Origin of the sequence: Sphingobium sp. LB126, assembly GCF_002795205.1 — a bacterium.
Taxonomy (GTDB): Bacteria; Pseudomonadota; Alphaproteobacteria; order Sphingomonadales; family Sphingomonadaceae; genus Sphingobium; species Sphingobium chungbukense.
In genome coordinates this window covers 814,946-831,215 of the sequence record NZ_NETV01000002.1, presented here as the reverse complement: position 1 = coordinate 831,215, position 16,270 = coordinate 814,946, and the positions used below count along the sequence as shown (strand labels likewise).

Genomic DNA, 16,270 nt, shown 5'->3' with positions numbered 1-16,270 from the left:
ATCCTTTCCCAAAAAGAAGCGCACCATCAGGAACGCAGAATGGCGGCATAATCCGCCGGGTCGACATTGGCGCCGGAAACGACGACGGCAACCGCATCGTTCCGATATGGCGCTTGGCCGTGGAGCAGCGCCGCCAGGGCCACCGCGCCGCCCGGTTCGACAACCAGCTTCAGCGTTTCGAACGCGAAACGGATCGTCGTGCGCACTTCATCGTCGCTGACGGTCAGGCCGCCGGCCAGCAGGGTGCGGTTGATGGGAAAGGTGAGCTCGCCGGGACTGGGCGCCAGCAGGGCATCGCAGATCGACGTGGAGCCGGTCGCCACGATCTCGCGGATGCCGGAGGTCAGCGAGCGGGTCGTATCGTCAAACGCGTCCGGTTCGACGGCGTAGATATCGACTTCCGGCGCCGCGTCCTTGACGGCGGTGGCGATTCCGGCGACCAGGCCGCCACCGCCGCAGCAAGCCAGTATCTGGCCGACATCTGCCCCGGCTTCCCGCGCCTGATGCAGGATTTCCAGTCCGACGGTGCCCTGCCCGGCGATGATATGGGGATCGTCGTAGGAGGGAACGATCACGGCGCCGCGTTCCAGGGCGATGGCGGTCGCGATCGCCTCGCGCGATTGGGTGGCGCGGTCGTAGAATATGATTTCCGCGCCCAACGCCCTGGTGTTGCCGATCTTGATGGCGGGGGCGTCGGCGGGCATGACGATGGTGGCGGGCATGCCCAGCAATCGCGCGGCTGCGGCCACGCCCTGCGCATGATTGCCGGAGGACCAGGCCACGACGCCGGCGGCTCTGTCGCCCGGGGCGATGCGGCTGAGGCGATTATAGGCGCCACGAAACTTGAAAGAGCCGGTGTGCTGGGCGCCTTCGAACTTGATGAGGACGCGGCGTCCCGTTCGGGCGTTCAACGCCGCATTTTCCAGCAACGGCGTGCGGACCGCCGCCCCGCTGATCTGCGTGGCGGCGTCGCGTACATCCTCCGCGCCGATCGCGAGGGCCGCCGCAACTCCCATCTTTTGCCTTGGCGTGCGGGTCAAGGACCGGCTCGCCTATCCTGCTCGCGTTCGAAGACCTCCGCTATTTCCGGCCCCATCGCCTGCAAATCGTCGCGTTGGAAGAAAGGTCGGATTTCCAGTTCGCTGGGGCCGGGCATCGGATTGGGGCATCGCCTGGCCCAGGTGATCGCCTCCTCCATGTCCCTGACCTCCCATATCCAATAGCCCGCGACCAGTTCGCGGGGATGGGCGAAGGGACCGTCGATGACCGTGCGGCTGGCCCCGTCGAAGGCGATCCGCTTGCCTGACGATGAGGGTTTCAACCCGTCGCAATCGACCATGATACCGGCGGCGATCAGCGCATCGTTGAATTTGCCCATTTCCTCGAACATTTCGGCTGAGGGGGGACCGCCCCTTTCGCTGTCTTCCGTCGCCTTCACCAAAACCATAACGCGCATGACCGTCTCCCGTGCCGGAGGGCTTTCCGTCGATCCTCATATCCAGTGGGCGAGGGGAAGGAAATCGCTGTACAGCGATTCCATGCATTATCGACGGCATTATCGCCGGGCCAGCCGCTTCCGGTTCTTGCCCACCGCCTGGCGGTAATGGGCGGTCGAGCGCTGCATGACCGACAGGGGCGTCGATCCCAGCGCGCCGGTCATCGCCTTCCATTGCAGCAGCGCGGCCGCCTCGATCTTCTCGGCCACCATCCGCTGCGCCTCGAAGGCGGCAGCAGGATCGCCAGCCAGCAGCTTCGGCAGGCGCAGGCCGATCACTTCGGCCGCTTCCATGCCAAGGCGCCAATAGTTGAACGCCACCGACATCGGGTCCATTCGCTGGGTCACAAAATCGCCTCCTTCGCTCCTGTGCTATGATGCACGGCGCAGCGCCTCCACGAATCCGGCGCGATAAGGAGCGGATCATGCCCGACTACCGGCAGTTGCGCGAGCAAATGGTGGCCAAGCAGATCGTTCGGCGCGGAATAACGGACCCGGCGCTGCTCGCCGCCATGCGGACCGTGCCGCGCGAACGCTTTGTCGGAGAGGCGGTGAAGGCGCAGGCCTATGACGACAGGCCGCTGCCGATCGGGGCCGGGCAGACCATATCCCAGCCCTATATCGTCGCTGCGATGATCGAGGGGATCGGGATAGGGAATGGCGGGATCGGGGCGGGCGACCGCGTCCTGGAGGTGGGGGCCGGGTCGGGCTATGCCGCCGCCATTCTTGGCTGCATCGCGGGCCAGGTCTTCGCGATCGAGCGGCACGCAAGCCTTGCCGGGCAGGCGCGCAGGCGGATGCGGGAGCTGGGCTATCTCAATGTCGATATTCGCGAGGGTGACGGCACGCTGGGACTGGCGGGGGAAGCGCCCTTTGACGCGATATTGGTGTCCGCCTGCGGGCCGGACGTGCCGTCGGCGTTGAAGACGCAGCTTGCGGTGGGCGGGCGGCTGGTCATGCCGATCGGGGGCGAGGTGCAACGGCTTTGCAGGATCACGCGCCTCGATGACGATCATTATGAGGTCGACTGGGGAGAAGCCGTGACCTTCGTGCCGCTGATCGGAGAGCAGGGCTGGCTGGGCATCTGATCGAGGTTGGACGGAATTTCCGGAACCCGACCCGCGAACAGGGGTTTCCGCGATAGAATAACGGGAGAGTGAAGCCGCCGTGGCAGCATCCTTGGACAAGACATTGATCGCAAACCCCGAACCGGGTCTTTCCGGCCTTGCGATCCGCGAATTTTTCAGAAACCCTTTGGCCGTGGGGTCGGCCTTTCCGGCATCGCGCTATCTCGTCGCCCATATGCTGGCGCCGGTCGATTGGAGCCGGGTCCGCTGCGTTGTCGAATATGGGCCGGGAACGGGCATCTTCACGCGCGCCCTGCTGGCCCGATTGCCGGCGCAGGCACGGTTGCTGGCGATCGACACCAGTGCGGCGTTCATCGACCATCTGCGCGGGCAAACGGACGACCGGAGGTTGATCGCCGTCACCGGATCGGCGGATCATGTGTTGGGCATCATGGCCGATCATGGGCTGGAACGGGCGGATTGCATCCTGTCCGGCCTGCCCTTTTCGACGCTGGAACCGGTGCGGGCGGCGCGGCTGATGGACAGGAGCTGCCGCGCGCTGGCACCTGACGGCCGGTTTCTGGCCTATCAGATGCGCAGGGCGGTTGGGCCGCTTCTCGCCCGTCGCTTCGCCAGGGTGGCGACGGGCTTCGAATGGCGGAATATCCCGCCCTGCCATCTTTATTGGGCCAGTGGACTTTTGAGGCAGGTGAAGCCGCCTGACCTTAAGCCGCTTTGGCAACCTCTGCGATGAGTGCCAGCACCTTGCTTGCATGTTCGGTGCGGCAGATGAGGAGGTCGGGGAGGTAGACGTCGCTCTGGTTGTAGACGAGCGGCGATCCGTCGATGCGGGAGCAATGGAGGCCATGGGCAAGCGCCACGGCGACCGGGGCCATGCTGTCCCATTCATATTGGCCGCCGGAGTGGAGGTAGATGTCGGCCTGGCCGAGGATCACCGCCATCGCCTTGGCGCCGGCCGAGCCCATGGGCACCAGTTCGGCGCCCAGTGCTTCGGCAACCGCGACCGCTTCAGCGGCGGGCCGGGTGCGGCTGACCACCATGCGCAGCTTGTCCGGCGCGGCGGGCAGGGCGCGGGGCTGGTCGGAGCGCAGCACCGTGCCGCCATCCAGGCCCGGCAGCGCGACCGCGCCGATGCTGGGCTGGCCGTCGATGGCCAGGCCCACATGCACCGCCCAGTCGGCCCGTTCCTCGCCATATTCGCGGGTGCCGTCGACCGGGTCGACGATCCACACCCGGCTCATGGCGAGGCGTTCGGCATTATCCTTTTCTTCCTCCGACAGCAGCCCGTCCTCGCCGCGCACTTCACGCAGCGCGTGGCAGAGGAACTGGTTCGCCGTCTGGTCCCCGGCCTTGCCCAGCGCCTTGGCGCTGAACAGGCCGGATTCCCGGACGGTGACCAGGATGTTCCCCGCCACCTCGGCCAGATGCGCGGCCAGATCGGCGTCGGTCATGTTTTCCACCGCTTCGCTCATGGGATGATCCTTGCGACGATCGCCTCGGCCGCCTGTTCGGCGCTCATGCCGGTGGTGTCGATGTGGATCTCCGGGTCCTGGGGCGCCTCATAGGGGCTGTCGATGCCGGTGAAGTTCTTGAGCTCGCCCGAACGCGCCTTCTTGTAGAGGCCCTTGACGTCGCGCGCCTCGGCATCGGCCAGCGGGGTGTCGATATGCACCTCGATGAACTCGCCGGGCTGCATCATCGAACGCACCATGTCGCGCTCGGCGCGGAAGGGCGAGATGAAGGCGGTGATGACGATCAGCCCCGCATCGGTCATCAGCTTGGCGACCTCGCCCACGCGGCGGATATTCTCCACCCGGTCGGCATCGGTGAAGCCCAGGTCCTTGTTCAGCCCATGGCGCACATTGTCGCCGTCCAGCAGGAAGGTGTGGCGGTTCATCCGGGCGAGTTTCTTCTCCACCAGATTGGCGATGGTCGACTTGCCCGCGCCCGACAGCCCCGTGAACCACAGCACGGCCGGCTTCTGGTTCTTGAGGTTCGCGTGGAACTCGCGGGTGACGTCGGTCGCCTGCCAGTGGACATTCTGCGCCCGCCGCAGCGAGAAGTGCAGCATCCCCGCCGCCACCGTGGCATTGGTGAGCTTGTCGATCAGGATGAAGCCGCCCAGTGTCCGGTTCGTGTCATAGGGTTCGAACACGATCTGCTTGTCGGTCGACAGGTTCGCGATGCCGATGGCGTTCAAGTCCAGCGTTTTCGCCGCCAGATGCTCCATCGTGTTGACGTTGACCTGATATTTGGGCTGCTGGACCGTCGCGGTGACGGTCTGCGTGCCGATCTTGAGCCAATAGGGGCGACCGGGCAGCATCTCCTCGTCCGCCATCCAGACGATGGTGGCCTCGAACTGGTCGGCGGCCTGCGGGGGATTGTCCGACGCCGCGATCACGTCGCCGCGCGAGCAGTCGACTTCATCCGCGAAGCAGAGGGTGACCGACTGGCCGGCAATCGCCTCGTCCAGATCGCCATCAAGCGTCACGATGCGGCTGATCGTGCTGGTCTTGCCCGAGGGCAGGACGCGGATCGCGTCGCCCACCTTGACCGTGCCGGTGGCGATCTGGCCGGAAAAGCCGCGGAAGTCGAGATTGGGCCGGTTGACCCACTGGACCGCCATGCGGAAGGGCTTTTCCTGGTCGGAGACCTGATCGACCTCGACCGTCTCCAGATGCTCGATCAGCGCAGGCCCCTTGTACCAGGGGGTGTTGTCCGACGGGCCGGTGATATTGTCGCCCTTGAAGCCGGAAATGGGCATGGCCGTGAAGGCCTTGATGCCGATCGAGTTGGCGAACTCGGTATAATCCTTGACGATGCCGTCATAGACCGCCTGGTCATAGTCGACCAAGTCCATCTTGTTGATGGCCAGGACGATATTCTTGATGCCGATCAGATGCGCGAGATAGCTGTGGCGGCGGGTCTGCGTCAGCACGCCCTTGCGCGCGTCGATCAGGATGACGGCGAGGTCGGCGGTGGACGCGCCGGTCACCATGTTGCGCGTATATTGTTCATGGCCGGGCGTGTCGGCGACGATGAACTTGCGCTTTTCCGTGGCGAAGAAGCGATAGGCGACGTCGATGGTGATGCCCTGCTCCCGCTCGGCGGCGAGGCCGTCGACGAGGAGGGCGAAGTCGATCTCCTGCCCCTGCGTGCCGACGCGCTTGCTGTCGGCCTCCAGCGCGGCGAGCTGATCCTCGAAGATCATCTTGCTGTCGTAGAGCAGGCGGCCGATCAGCGTCGACTTGCCGTCGTCCACCGATCCGCAGGTGATGAAGCGCAGCATCGTCTTGTGCTCATGCACTTTCAGATACTGGTCGATGTCCTGCGCGATGAGGGCGTCGGTCTTGTAGATGGGTTCGTCGGTCTTGGTGAGCGTATCAGTCATGTCGCTACCTCGTCATCCCAGCGAAGGCTGGGATCTCGTTGATCTGGGGGAAAGGTTCGGCCCGGAGGCACGAGGCCCCGGCTTTCGCCGGGGTTGACGCTTCGGAACGCTACGCATTCCGTGGCGCGTCAAAAATACCCCTCCTGCTTCTTCTTTTCCATGCCGGCGCCGCCGGCGTCCTTGTCGATGGCGCGGCCCTGCCGTTCCGATGTGGTGGTGAGCAGCGTTTCCTGAATGACTTCGGGCAGGGTCTTGGCCTCGCTCTCGACCGCCCCGGTCAAGGGATAGCAGCCCAAAGTGCGGAAGCGGATCGAGCGCATCACCGGCTCCTCGCCGGGCTTCAGCGGGAAGCGTTCATCGTCGACCATCAGCAGCATGCCGTCGCGCTCCACCGTGGGGCGCTTGTCCGCGAAATAGAGCGGCACGATCGGCACGTCGTTGAGGTGGATATATTGCCAGATGTCCAGCTCGGTCCAGTTGCTGATCGGGAAGACGCGGATGCTCTCGCCCTTGTTCTTGCGGGCGTTGTAGAGGTTCCACAGCTCCGGCCGCTGGTTCTTGGGGTCCCAGCCGTGCGACGCCGTGCGGAAGGAGAAGATGCGTTCCTTCGCCCGGCTCTTCTCCTCGTCGCGCCGCGCGCCGCCGAAGGCCGCGTCGAAGCCGTAGAGGTTGAGCGCCTGCTTCAGCCCTTCGGTCTTCCACATGTCGGTGTGCAGCGGGCCATGGTCGAACGGGTTGATGCCGCGTTCCTGCGCTTCGGGGTTGTGGTAGACGAGCAGTTCCATGCCCGACTCCCGCGCCATCCGGTCGCGCAGCGCGTACATCGCCTGAAACTTCCAGGTCGTGTCCACATGCAGCAGCGGAAAAGGCGGCGGCGAAGGATAGAAGGCCTTGCGCGCCAGATGCAGCATCACCGCCGAATCCTTGCCCACAGAATACAGCATCACAGGCTTCTCAGCCTCCGCTACAACCTCCCGCAATATATGGATGCTCTCCGCCTCCAAACGATCCAAATGCGTCAGTCTTTTCGAATCGATCATCGTTCACCCACCTTATTTTGTGACAGCCTGATGGCAGAAGTGGGGGAGGGGTGGACCTCCCATATGGGAGGGTATACATATTAGCCATGCGGCTGGACGACGGCGGATTATTGGCGGCCCTCCATGAGGGCATGTTCGAGCAACCCCTTTGGCATGGGTTTCTGGAAAAATTGCGCACGCGATCCGGGGCAGGATATGCGAGCCTGGCCTTTCGCCCGGTGGATGAGGAGCGGCTGGTCGAGCTTTATGCCGGGCCGCCCACGCCGCTGCATCTCGATCGGCTGTTCAACGAGAAATATGTGCGCGATCCCCTGCCTTACCGGCGGATGCGCGAGGCGAGGGTCTACACGCTGGACGAGCTGCTCGACCCCGGCGATGCGGTGCAGCAAGGCTATCGCGCGGAGTTTCTGGAGCCGCTGGGCATCACCAATATGCGTTCGGTCCGCGTAACGGAGCCGAGCGGCATGGACGCCTGGCTGAGTTGCGCGGGCGGCCGGGAAGTGGGGTCGGGTGTGGGCGCGATGCTGACCGCGCTGGTGCCGAATCTGCGCATCGCCCTGCGCAGCTTCGTCGCGTTCGAGCGCGAGAAATTCCGATCTTCGGTCAATTCGGAGGCGTTCGGACGGCTCAATTTCGGCTGGCTGACGTTGGATGCCCAGTGCCGTATCGTCGACATGACACCGCATCTGGAACAGCTATTCCAGCGGTCGAAGCTGCTGCGGCGGGGGCGGTACGACCGGTTGACGCCCGCCTCGCCCGCCGTGGACCGCGAATTGACCGCACTGGTCAAGAGCTTCGCAGCCGATGGCGAGGGACGGCCAAGGGCGATCAATCTGAGCCGCGATCCCCTGATGGACATGCTGGTGCGCCCGTTTCATGATCGTTCGCTGTCCACCCAGTCGGTGCCGGTCGCCATCGCCTATATCAGCGGTGACCGCTGGTCGCAGGCGGACCGGTGCGACCAGTTGGTCGACTTGTTCGGCCTGTCGCCCAGCGAGGCGCGGCTGGCCTGGGCCATCGCGCAGGGCATGTCGATCAGCGAGGCCGCCGCCGAGCTGGGGCTGACGGTAGAGACCGCGCGCAACTATTCCAAGAAAATCTATGCCAAGACGGGTGCGCGGGGGCAGGCCGAGCTGGTTCGCAATATCCTGACGAGCGTGCTGGCGCTGGCTTGAGCATCCATTCGGTTTTGCATAGATATGGCTATCCCGCTCCTATGGTTGTGCAAATTTGCCCATGCTGAATTCCGATGAACTGCGCCTGTTCCTTGCCGTGATGCGGGAGGGCAATATGCTGGCCGCCGCGCGCCGGGTGGGGGTGGACCACAGCACGGTGGCGCGGCGCATCGGCAATATGGAAACGACGCTGGGCGCGCGGCTGTTCGACCGTTCGCCCCGTGGGGTGACGCCGACACCGGCCGCCTTTGCCCTGGTTGCCCATGCCGAGCGGGTCGAGAGCGAATTGCTGGCGGCGATGAACAGCGTCGCCGGGCGCGACCAGCAAGTGGAGGGAACGGTACGGCTGGCGACGCCCGAGGCGTTCGCCGCCTGTCTGGTGGCGCCCCATATTGCGGATTTCCGTGCCCGCCATCCCCGGCTGACGCTGGAACTGGCGTCGGAAAGCAAGGCGAGCAGCCTGTCGAAGCGTGAGGCCGACATGGCCGTGATGCTGAAGCCGCCGCCCAAGGGACGGCTGGTGACGCGCAAGCTGGTCGATTACCGGCTGGGGCTCTATGCGTCACGCGACTATCTGGAACGGGAGGGTGCGCCGTCGGGCCGGGCCGACCTCAACCGCCATGCCTTCGTGTCCTATATCGAGGAACTGGCGGGCTTTCCCGAGATGATCGCGCTCGACCAGATATTGCCCGGCGCGCCCGTGGCGTTCCGGTCCAGTTCCAGCGCGGCGCAGCATGCGGCGGTGGCGGCTGGATGCGGTATCGGCGTGTTGCACATCTTCGCGGCGGATCGGGATGAGCGGCTGGTCCGCCTGTTGCCGGGGGAGGTCGAGGTGTGGCGCAGCTATTGGCTGGTGATCCACGCCGATCTCCAGCGATTGCCGCGCATCCGGGCGACCGGGGAATTTCTGGATGAAGTCGTACGCGGGATGCGGGACCGGTTTTAGAGTGCGCTGCGTTAAATCTGACGCAAACCGCGCGCTTTAAGTTTTTGTGGTCGCATCGTTTTTCGCGCAAAACGGGTTCCCACTTTTGCGCACGATGCTCTAATTGGGCTGACCGCATTCCCCTTCGGCGCGGGGTTTCTTCCGGTCGCAGAGCATGAGATGGCAGGGGGCGCTCTTGTCGGTGGGGGCGGCGGGCTTGCGTTGCCAGGGCGGGGTCCAGCCGGGCGGCGCGGAGCCGCAGAACCCCGGGCTTTGCGCGACGGCGGCGGGCGCATGGACGGCTGCCAGGGGGATGCAGGCGAGAGTGGCGAGGATCGCCGCGCTAAACCGCATGGCTGAACCGCTTTTCCGCCGGTTCCAGATAGGCGTCGAAGCAGGCGGCGATGCTGCGCGCATAGGGCAGGGCATCCCGCGTCAGCGCGACGCGCCCCTCGCTCAGGCGGACGAGACCGAGTTCTTCGAAGCGGCCGAGATCGGGCATCGGATGGGCGGTGCCCATATGCGCTTCACCCTGGCAAAGCAGCGCCTCTATGATGCGGCCGCGGCGGCGGTCTTCCGGCGTGCGGAAAGTGCCGCGCGTGGCGGATAATTGCCCTGCGCCGACCAGTTCACGCCATGGACCGGCCTGTTTCTCGTTCTGGACGATGAGGTCGGGGAACTGGCTGATCGCGCTGGCGCCCAAGCCCAGCAATATTTCCGCCGGGTCGTCGGTGAAGCCCTGAAAATTGCGGCGCAGCCGACCTTCGCGGGCGGCGTGGGCCATGCCGTCCTGCGGCAGGGCGAAATGGTCGAAGCCGATCGCCTCATAGCCTGCGCCGGTCAGCATATCATATCCCTGCGCCGCCATGGCGAAGCGGGTGGTGAGACCGGGGAGATCGCTGGCGTCGATGCGGCGCTGGCGGGGCAGCAGCCGGGGCATATGGGCATAGCCGAACAGCGCGATGCGAGCGGGCTGCATCGCGATGGCGGCCTCCAGCGTGGCGGCGAGATCGTCGGGCGTCTGGCCGGGCAGGCCGTACATCAGGTCGAAACCCGTCGCGATCCCGGCGGTGCGCAACTGGTCGGCGGCGCGCTCCACCATGTCGAGCGGCTGGATGCGGCCGATCCGCGCCTGAACATGCGGGGTGAAGGTCTGCACGCCCAGGTTCACGCGGTCGACACCCATGGCGGCCATGGTCGAAATCCATTGCGCGTCGAGGCGGCGGGGGTCGAGTTCGACCGACAATTCGGCGTGATGCGCGTCGAAGCAGAGCAGCAATTGCTGGAGCAGGCGGACGAAATCGACCAGCGGCAGGCTGTTGGGGCTGCCGCCGCCAAAGGCGATGCGCTGCACCCGGCCACGGCCGTTCAGCCGTCCGGCGACCGTCGCGATTTCGCGTTCCAGCGATTCGACATAGGCGGTGAGGCGCTGGACCCGGTTCGCCGCGCCCGTGTTGCAGCCGCAATACCAGCATATGTCGTGGCAATAGGGGATATGGACATAGAGCGAGAGGGGGGCGTCCCTATTCACTCCGTCCAGCCGGGCGGCAAGTTCCGCCGCGCCGACATCGCCGCTGAATTGCGCGGCGGTGGGATAGCTGGTGTAGCGCGGCACGGGCCGGTCGAGCAGGTCGGGATGATAGGTCCACATGGTTCTGACTCAGGACCGCGCCGAATGCCCTGCCAAAAGCCATGGATTTCCAAGGCTTTTGTCATATTGCGGAATTCCATTCGCCAACTCAAGAGAGTCAGCGATAAAAAGCGCGACAATCATCGTGATCGCTCCGGCCGAAATATCCCTGACGCCACAGCCGGTGCGGGCCATGAACGCAGATAGGACCATGCGAGACTGGTTGCACTTATTCCTTGATTTATCTCAATCAGCGGAAACAAAATTTCCGCTTGTAGCGTCGCCGTAATTCGACCCCCGTGATTATGGGAGCCTTTGCTTCCGAGTGGAAGGATCGCCCACAGGATAATGATCAATCTGTCCCTGAAGCTCCTTGGAAGAAGATCAGCTTCAACTGATCTGCCCCCTGCTGAGTGGCCCAGAGACTATGATAGTCTGGACCACGAAAGGGACATTGAATGCCGAGCAAGAAGCACAAGCCGGAAGAGATTATCGGCAAGCTACGTGAAGTTGAGATCGTGCTGGCGCAGGGGGCATCGACCGCAGAGGCGTGCCGGCGGATCGCGGTCAGTGAGCAAACCTACTATCGCTGGCGCAAGGAATATGGCGGGCTGAAGACCGACCAGGCGCGGCGGATGAAGGATCTGGAGAAGGAGAACCAGCGGCTTCGCCGTGCGATTTCCGACCTGACCCTGGACAAGCTGATCCTGCAGGAGGCGGCAAAGGGAAACTTCTAAGCCCCGCGCGGCGGCGACGCTGCATTGATCATGTGCGACGAGAGTTTCCGGTATCCGAGCGACGGATATGCCGGGTGCTGGGTCAGCATCGATCGACGCAGCGCAAGGTGCCGCGCGGGGCGGATGACGAGCAGGCGCTGACGGAGGACATCATCGCACTGGCAAAGCAATATGGTCGATACGGCTACCGCCGGGTGACGGCGTTGCTGTGCCATGCGGGTTGGACGGTGAACCATAAGCGGGTCGAACGGATCTGGCGGCGTGAGGGGCTGAAGGTTCCCCAGCGCCAGCCAAAGCGCGGGCGTCTATGGCTCAATGACGGATCCTGCATCCGCCTGCGGCCGGAATATCCGGGACATGTATGGGCCTACGACTTCGTCGAAGGGCGCACGCATGATGGCCGCAAGTTCCGCATCCTGACCATCATCGATGAGGCCAGCCGGGAGTGCCTGGCGCTCGTCGTGGCGCGTCAGCTCAAGCATGAGGATGTTCTGGCGGCCCTAGCCGACCTGTTCATCTCGCGCGGCCCTCCGGCACATATACGGTCCGATAATGGCAGCGAATTTATCGCGACCGCCGTCCAGCAATGGCTGGGGCAGATCGGTGTGAAGACGCTCTACATCACGCCGGGATCACCATGGGAGAATGGCTATAACGAAAGCTTCAACGGGTCGCTTCGCGACGAACTGCTCAACGGCGAGATCTTCTACAGCCTCGCCGAAGCCAAGGTGCTGATCGAAGCATGGCGGCGGCATTACAACACCGTCCGCCCACATAGCAGTCTGGGATACCGGCCACCGGCACCGGAAACGGCGACACCGCCATATCCGGCCTCCGGTTCCGCTACGCTCCACCTCCGTCCGGATATGGCGGCGATGGGCTTAATCCACTAACAAACCTATCGGTCCACTCGGTGGGGGCAGATCAATATCTTCCCCAACATGGTCTTTTTGCAGCAGCCGACATGTCTGCTGGGGTATCGCGCGCGCCCATATGGGGATGATCCGGACCGCTGCATCTTCGAAGTCTATGTGCTGGAGCGCTTTGCGCCGGGTCAGGAGCCGAAGGTCGAGGTGGAGGATGGCGGCTCAGACTGGCGGTCCGTCGACTGGGGACTGATCCTGAGCCAGGACTTCCAGAATATGGAAGAAGTCCAGAAGGGCATGAAATCGCGGGCATTTGCCGCGGCGCGGCCGAACCCGCTTCAGGAGATCGAGGTCAGCAATTTCCATCGCGTTTACAATGAACTGCTCGACAGGGCCGAATAGAGAATAGTAAATGTCCAGACTTCCCCTCGAAAACATCCGCATCCTCGATTTGACCCGCGTTCTCGCGGGTCCCTTCGGATCGCAAATGCTTGCCGATCTGGGTGCGGAGGTCATTAAGATCGAACGCCCTCGCGTCGGTGACGATGCCCGGATATTCGGCGAACCGTATCTGCGCGACGCAGAGGGCAAGCCGACGCTGGACAACGCCTTCTTCATGTCGGTCAACCGGAACAAGAAATCCATTTCGTTGAACATCGCCTCCGCCGCCGGGCAGGAGATCGTTCGTAAGCTCGTCATGACGTGCGACGTCTTTCTGGAAAATTACAAGGTCGGCGATCTCAAACGTTATGGGCTGGATTATGAGTCGCTCAAGGCGATCAATCCCCGCCTGATCTACTGTTCGGTGACCGGCTATGGCCAGACCGGACCGCTCGCCGGAAAGCCGGGCTATGACGCTGTGTTCCAGGGGGAATGCGGATTGATGAGCATCACCGGTATCGCGGAGGGGATGCCGGGCGCTGGTCCGATGAAGGTCGGGCCGAGCATCATCGATATCATCACGGGTCTGAACGTCGCGACAGCGGTGACGGCGGCGCTCTATCATCGGGATGCCAATGGCGGGAACGGGCAGTTTCTGGACATCGCCCTGCTCGATTGCGGCGTGTCCGCCCTGTCGCATTACGCGCAGATCTATCTGACTTCCGGCGACGTGCCCGTCCGCCGCGGCACGCAGGGCAATGGTGGGATGCCGTCGAGCATGTTCCCGTGCAGCGACGGTGCGATCATGCTGACGGCGGGCAACGACAAGCAATATGTGACGCTCTGCGACGCGGTGGGCCGTCCCGATCTGGCGACCCATCCGGATTTCTGCACCAATGTCCTGCGCGTGCAGAATCGCGATGCGCTGACCGCTGTTTTCAATGCCATATTCCAGCAGCATAGCGTCGAACATTGGCTTACTATCCTGTTCGAGGCGGGCATTCCGAGCGGGCCGATCAATACGCTCGATCAGGTATTCTCCCAACCTCAGGCGGTTCATCGCGGTCTTCGGGTTCGCGCCGGGCATCCGTTGAAGGAGGACCTCGACGTGATCCGCAGCCCGCTGGTGTTTTCCGAGACGCCGATCACCGAATATCGGGCGCCGCCGCAATTGGGCCAACACACGCGGTCGCTGCTCGCGCAGGAACTGGGGCTCGCCGAGCAGGAGCTGGACGGGCTGGCGCAAGAGGGCGTGATCTGATCGGCGCTTTGACGGGCGATCATTGTCGATAAACTATTTCCCCCTTGCGCGACTGATGATCGATAGGGGGCTGGAGCAGCAGGAAAACATGGCGAATAATCAGGCCCAGTCGGTACAGGAGATCAATTCGGGGACCCGTCCGATCGATCCGTCCCGGGGCATCGATATGGAGCGGCTTGGACGTTGGCTAAAGGCCAATATAGATGGGTTCGATGCCCTCACCGAAATTCGGGAGTTCAAGGGCGGCCAGTCCAATCCGACCTTCCAACTGGTCACGCCGACGCGCAAATATGTGCTGCGCTCGAAGCCGGCTGGCGCATCGGCCTCCGCGCATGCGGTCGAGCGCGAATATCGATTGATGTCCGCCGTCGGAAAGGTCGGCTTTCCGGTCGCGCAAGCCTATGCGTTGTGCGAGGATGAAGGCGTCATAGGATCGGTCTTCTTCGTCATGGAGATGGTCGAGGGACGAATCCTGTGGGATGGGTCTTTGCCGGATCTGACCCCCGCGGAGCGCGGCGCGGTGTACCGGTCACAGATAGAGACGTTGGCCCGGCTGCATTCGATCGACCATGTCGCTGTCGGGCTGGGTGATTATGGGAAGTCCGGCAATTATTACGAGCGGCAGATCCATCGCTGGATCAAACAATATCGTTCGACTGAGGGCGAACGGATCGAGCCGATGGAAAGGCTGATCGAATGGTTGCCCAAGACCGTGCCTCATCAGGATCGCACCACCCTGTTGCACGGGGACTTCCGCATCGACAATATGGTCCTCCACGCGACCGAACCCAGGGTGCGGGCGGTGCTGGACTGGGAATTGTCCACACTTGGCGATCCGCTCGCTGATCTCAGCTATTTTCTTCTGGGCTGGGTCATGCCCCGTGACCGCCACTTGCCGCTATGCGAGATTGGCGATTTGCCCGCCTATGGCATCCCGACGTTGGACCAAGCGATCGCGCAATATTGCAGCCTGGTGAAACGTGACGACGTGCCCGACCTCAACTGGTATTTCGCCTTCAATTTCTTTCGGCTCGCGGGCATTTCGCATGGCATCGGCATGCGTGCGAAGGCAGGGACGGCCGCCAACGACCACGCCGCGTCGCGCGCCGCGCGTGCACCCATGCTCGCCGCGCTTGGCTGTTCCTTTGCCGAAAAAGCGGGCATCTGACCCGTAACGAGCGGCCCGGCCGAAGCAGGTCCTGAGGAGAGGGGGCGGAGCGCGGCTGACGCGCGATCGCCCCCTTCGCCGTTATCAGGGTCTTAAAACGCCCTCCAGACCCGCTCGCCATCGACCATGATGTCATGATATTCGGTGGAACCGATGCCCTCGGCGCCATCGGCTCGCCGCCAGTGGACCGGACTTTTCGCGATACGCAGGGTCGAGACCGATCCATCGGGCGCGTGCTGCCTGTGGCGCAGCGGCAGGGAAACGACCGGCTTTCCCACGACATGCCATTGCCGCCCGCCGCCGCGCAGGGTTGCACGGCATTCTTCCAGATATCCCGCTTCGTTCCAGTCCGATTCCAGATCGAAATCGTCGATTTCCACTTGTCTGCCTTCATGCCAGATGAAGCCGCCGCAACGCTCCGTGCCCTGACCAATGCCTCTGGTCGCCATGAAACCCCAGTCATCGAAAGTGGCGACCAGCCAGCGGAAACATGTTTTGGAAAGCCAGTTTCGCGGCCCCCAACTATGATCGCGGCAGCCGAGGCCGACGATCTTCCAGCTCTGCGTTCCCAACCGAACCTCACCAGTGCTGCGCACCAGATGCTGGTAGTGCCCTTGCGCCTGTCCCGGGAGGAATATGCGCGCGATCTGGGCCTGGTCGCGGCCGTACACCGACGCCAGCCCGTCACCGTCGACGATAAGGTCGATTTTGCATTCCAGGGTCGGAGCGTCGGCAAAGGCCCGCTTGGGATCGGTCAGCGACAATGGATCGCGAAGCAGAAACAGCGTTCCGGAAAAGCCGACCCGCGAACGAACGAAGGGCGCGAGGATTTCCCAGCGCAGACCGCCGACCCTTTCCTCGTTCGCGGCGATCTTTACCTTGTCGAACCGGACCGCGACCGAGCCGTCGGGGAGATAGAGGCAGACGGATAATTCGGCATAACCTGCATTGACCCGGCTGCCCGTCCTCAGCCAGCCGCTGACGCCGGTCGACGGGTCAGTGAAGTCGGTGTAGCGGCTCTCGTTCCAATTGCCTTCCGTGCCAGGCTCCCGCAGAAAATCATCTTTATCTGTCAGCATATCAACCATTATTCTGAATGTCCCACAGTCGGAC

The 16,270-nt window shown here is 63.6% G+C and carries 15 protein-coding genes and 2 pseudogenes; 8 read left to right on the top strand and 9 right to left on the bottom strand.

Going from position 1 to position 16,270, the window contains the following annotated elements:
• Nucleotides 1-26: 26 nt before the first annotated feature.
• The 3 genes and pseudogenes from CAF53_RS19870 to CAF53_RS19860 form a co-directional block, all read right to left on the bottom strand.
• A complete protein-coding gene (locus CAF53_RS19870; RefSeq protein WP_100239322.1) occupies nucleotides 27-1,016 on the bottom strand; it encodes a threonine/serine dehydratase in 990 nt (329 codons plus the stop codon).
• Between the two features lie 98 nt (nucleotides 1,017-1,114).
• Nucleotides 1,115-1,456, bottom strand: a pseudogene (locus CAF53_RS19865) (YciI family protein); the annotation flags it as partial.
• A gap of 99 nt (nucleotides 1,457-1,555) precedes the next feature.
• A complete protein-coding gene (locus CAF53_RS19860; protein ID WP_232307556.1) occupies nucleotides 1,556-1,843 on the bottom strand; it encodes a hypothetical protein in 288 nt (95 codons plus the stop codon).
• A gap of 77 nt (nucleotides 1,844-1,920) precedes the next feature.
• On the opposite strand from CAF53_RS19860, the gene CAF53_RS19855 reads away from it, so the two are divergent.
• Entirely contained in the window at nucleotides 1,921-2,583 is a 663-nt protein-coding gene (locus CAF53_RS19855) for a protein-L-isoaspartate(D-aspartate) O-methyltransferase (protein WP_100239321.1), read from the top strand.
• Between the two features lie 79 nt (nucleotides 2,584-2,662).
• Complete coding sequence (locus tag CAF53_RS19850; RefSeq protein ID WP_242443533.1) at nucleotides 2,663-3,316, top strand: methyltransferase domain-containing protein; 654 nt, start codon at nucleotides 2,663-2,665, stop codon at nucleotides 3,314-3,316.
• Here the strand turns inward: CAF53_RS19850 and CAF53_RS19845 are convergent.
• The 3 genes from CAF53_RS19845 to cysD all read right to left on the bottom strand — a co-directional run bounded on the left by CAF53_RS19845 (nucleotide 3,288) and on the right by cysD (nucleotide 7,014).
• Nucleotides 3,288-4,055, bottom strand: a complete 768-nt coding sequence (locus CAF53_RS19845; RefSeq protein WP_100239320.1) for a 3'(2'),5'-bisphosphate nucleotidase CysQ — start codon at nucleotides 4,053-4,055, stop codon at nucleotides 3,288-3,290. The genes CAF53_RS19850 and CAF53_RS19845 overlap by 29 nt on opposite strands.
• On the bottom strand, nucleotides 4,052-5,974 hold the full coding sequence (gene cysN / locus CAF53_RS19840; RefSeq protein ID WP_100239319.1) for a sulfate adenylyltransferase subunit CysN: 1,923 nt from the start codon (nucleotides 5,972-5,974) through the stop codon (nucleotides 4,052-4,054). Before cysN ends, CAF53_RS19845 begins: the two co-directional genes overlap by 4 nt.
• 128 nt (nucleotides 5,975-6,102) lie before the next feature.
• Nucleotides 6,103-7,014 (bottom strand): sulfate adenylyltransferase subunit CysD, encoded by a 912-nt coding sequence (gene cysD / locus CAF53_RS19835; protein ID WP_046764255.1) that lies wholly within the window; start codon nucleotides 7,012-7,014, stop codon nucleotides 6,103-6,105.
• An 86-nt stretch (nucleotides 7,015-7,100) separates the two neighbouring features.
• On the opposite strand from cysD, the gene CAF53_RS19830 reads away from it, so the two are divergent.
• Together CAF53_RS19830 and CAF53_RS19825 are read left to right on the top strand one after the other, a co-directional pair.
• On the top strand, nucleotides 7,101-8,189 hold the full coding sequence (locus CAF53_RS19830; protein ID WP_242443532.1) for a helix-turn-helix transcriptional regulator: 1,089 nt from the start codon (nucleotides 7,101-7,103) through the stop codon (nucleotides 8,187-8,189).
• A gap of 61 nt (nucleotides 8,190-8,250) precedes the next feature.
• Entirely contained in the window at nucleotides 8,251-9,135 is an 885-nt protein-coding gene (locus CAF53_RS19825) for a LysR family transcriptional regulator (protein WP_046764254.1), read from the top strand.
• 99 nt (nucleotides 9,136-9,234) lie between these two features.
• Here the strand turns inward: CAF53_RS19825 and CAF53_RS19820 are convergent, their stop codons facing one another.
• Both CAF53_RS19820 and hemN read right to left on the bottom strand, forming a co-directional pair.
• Nucleotides 9,235-9,468 carry a hypothetical protein gene (locus CAF53_RS19820; protein ID WP_100239318.1) on the bottom strand — a complete coding sequence of 78 codons (234 nt, stop codon included), beginning with the start codon at nucleotides 9,466-9,468 and terminating at the stop codon, nucleotides 9,235-9,237.
• On the bottom strand, nucleotides 9,458-10,765 hold the full coding sequence (gene hemN, locus CAF53_RS19815; protein WP_100239317.1) for an oxygen-independent coproporphyrinogen III oxidase: 1,308 nt from the start codon (nucleotides 10,763-10,765) through the stop codon (nucleotides 9,458-9,460). The genes CAF53_RS19820 and hemN overlap by 11 nt, the downstream gene beginning before the upstream one ends.
• A gap of 437 nt (nucleotides 10,766-11,202) precedes the next feature.
• On the opposite strand from hemN, the gene CAF53_RS19810 reads away from it, so the two are divergent.
• The 4 genes and pseudogenes from CAF53_RS19810 (at nucleotide 11,203) to CAF53_RS19795 (ending at nucleotide 15,157) form a co-directional block, all read left to right on the top strand.
• Nucleotides 11,203-12,374 (top strand): IS3 family transposase gene (locus tag CAF53_RS19810; protein ID WP_100238264.1). Its coding sequence is split into 2 segments (ribosomal slippage): nucleotides 11,203-11,467 and nucleotides 11,467-12,374, totalling 1,173 coding nucleotides; the frame shifts between segments, so codons are not numbered across the junction.
• 27 nt (nucleotides 12,375-12,401) lie between these two features.
• Nucleotides 12,402-12,749, top strand: a pseudogene (locus CAF53_RS19805) (SRPBCC family protein); the annotation flags it as partial.
• Nucleotides 12,750-12,759: 10 nt separating this feature from the next.
• A complete protein-coding gene (locus CAF53_RS19800; protein ID WP_100239315.1) occupies nucleotides 12,760-13,989 on the top strand; it encodes a CaiB/BaiF CoA-transferase family protein in 1,230 nt (409 codons plus the stop codon).
• An 88-nt stretch (nucleotides 13,990-14,077) separates the two neighbouring features.
• On the top strand, nucleotides 14,078-15,157 hold the full coding sequence (locus CAF53_RS19795) for a phosphotransferase family protein (protein ID WP_100239573.1): 1,080 nt from the start codon (nucleotides 14,078-14,080) through the stop codon (nucleotides 15,155-15,157).
• 92 nt (nucleotides 15,158-15,249) lie between these two features.
• Here the strand turns inward: CAF53_RS19795 and CAF53_RS19790 are convergent, their stop codons facing one another.
• Nucleotides 15,250-16,236: a hypothetical protein gene (locus CAF53_RS19790; RefSeq protein WP_100239314.1), complete on the bottom strand. Its 987-nt coding sequence runs from the start codon at nucleotides 16,234-16,236 to the stop codon at nucleotides 15,250-15,252.
• Nucleotides 16,237-16,270: the final 34 nt, after the last annotated feature.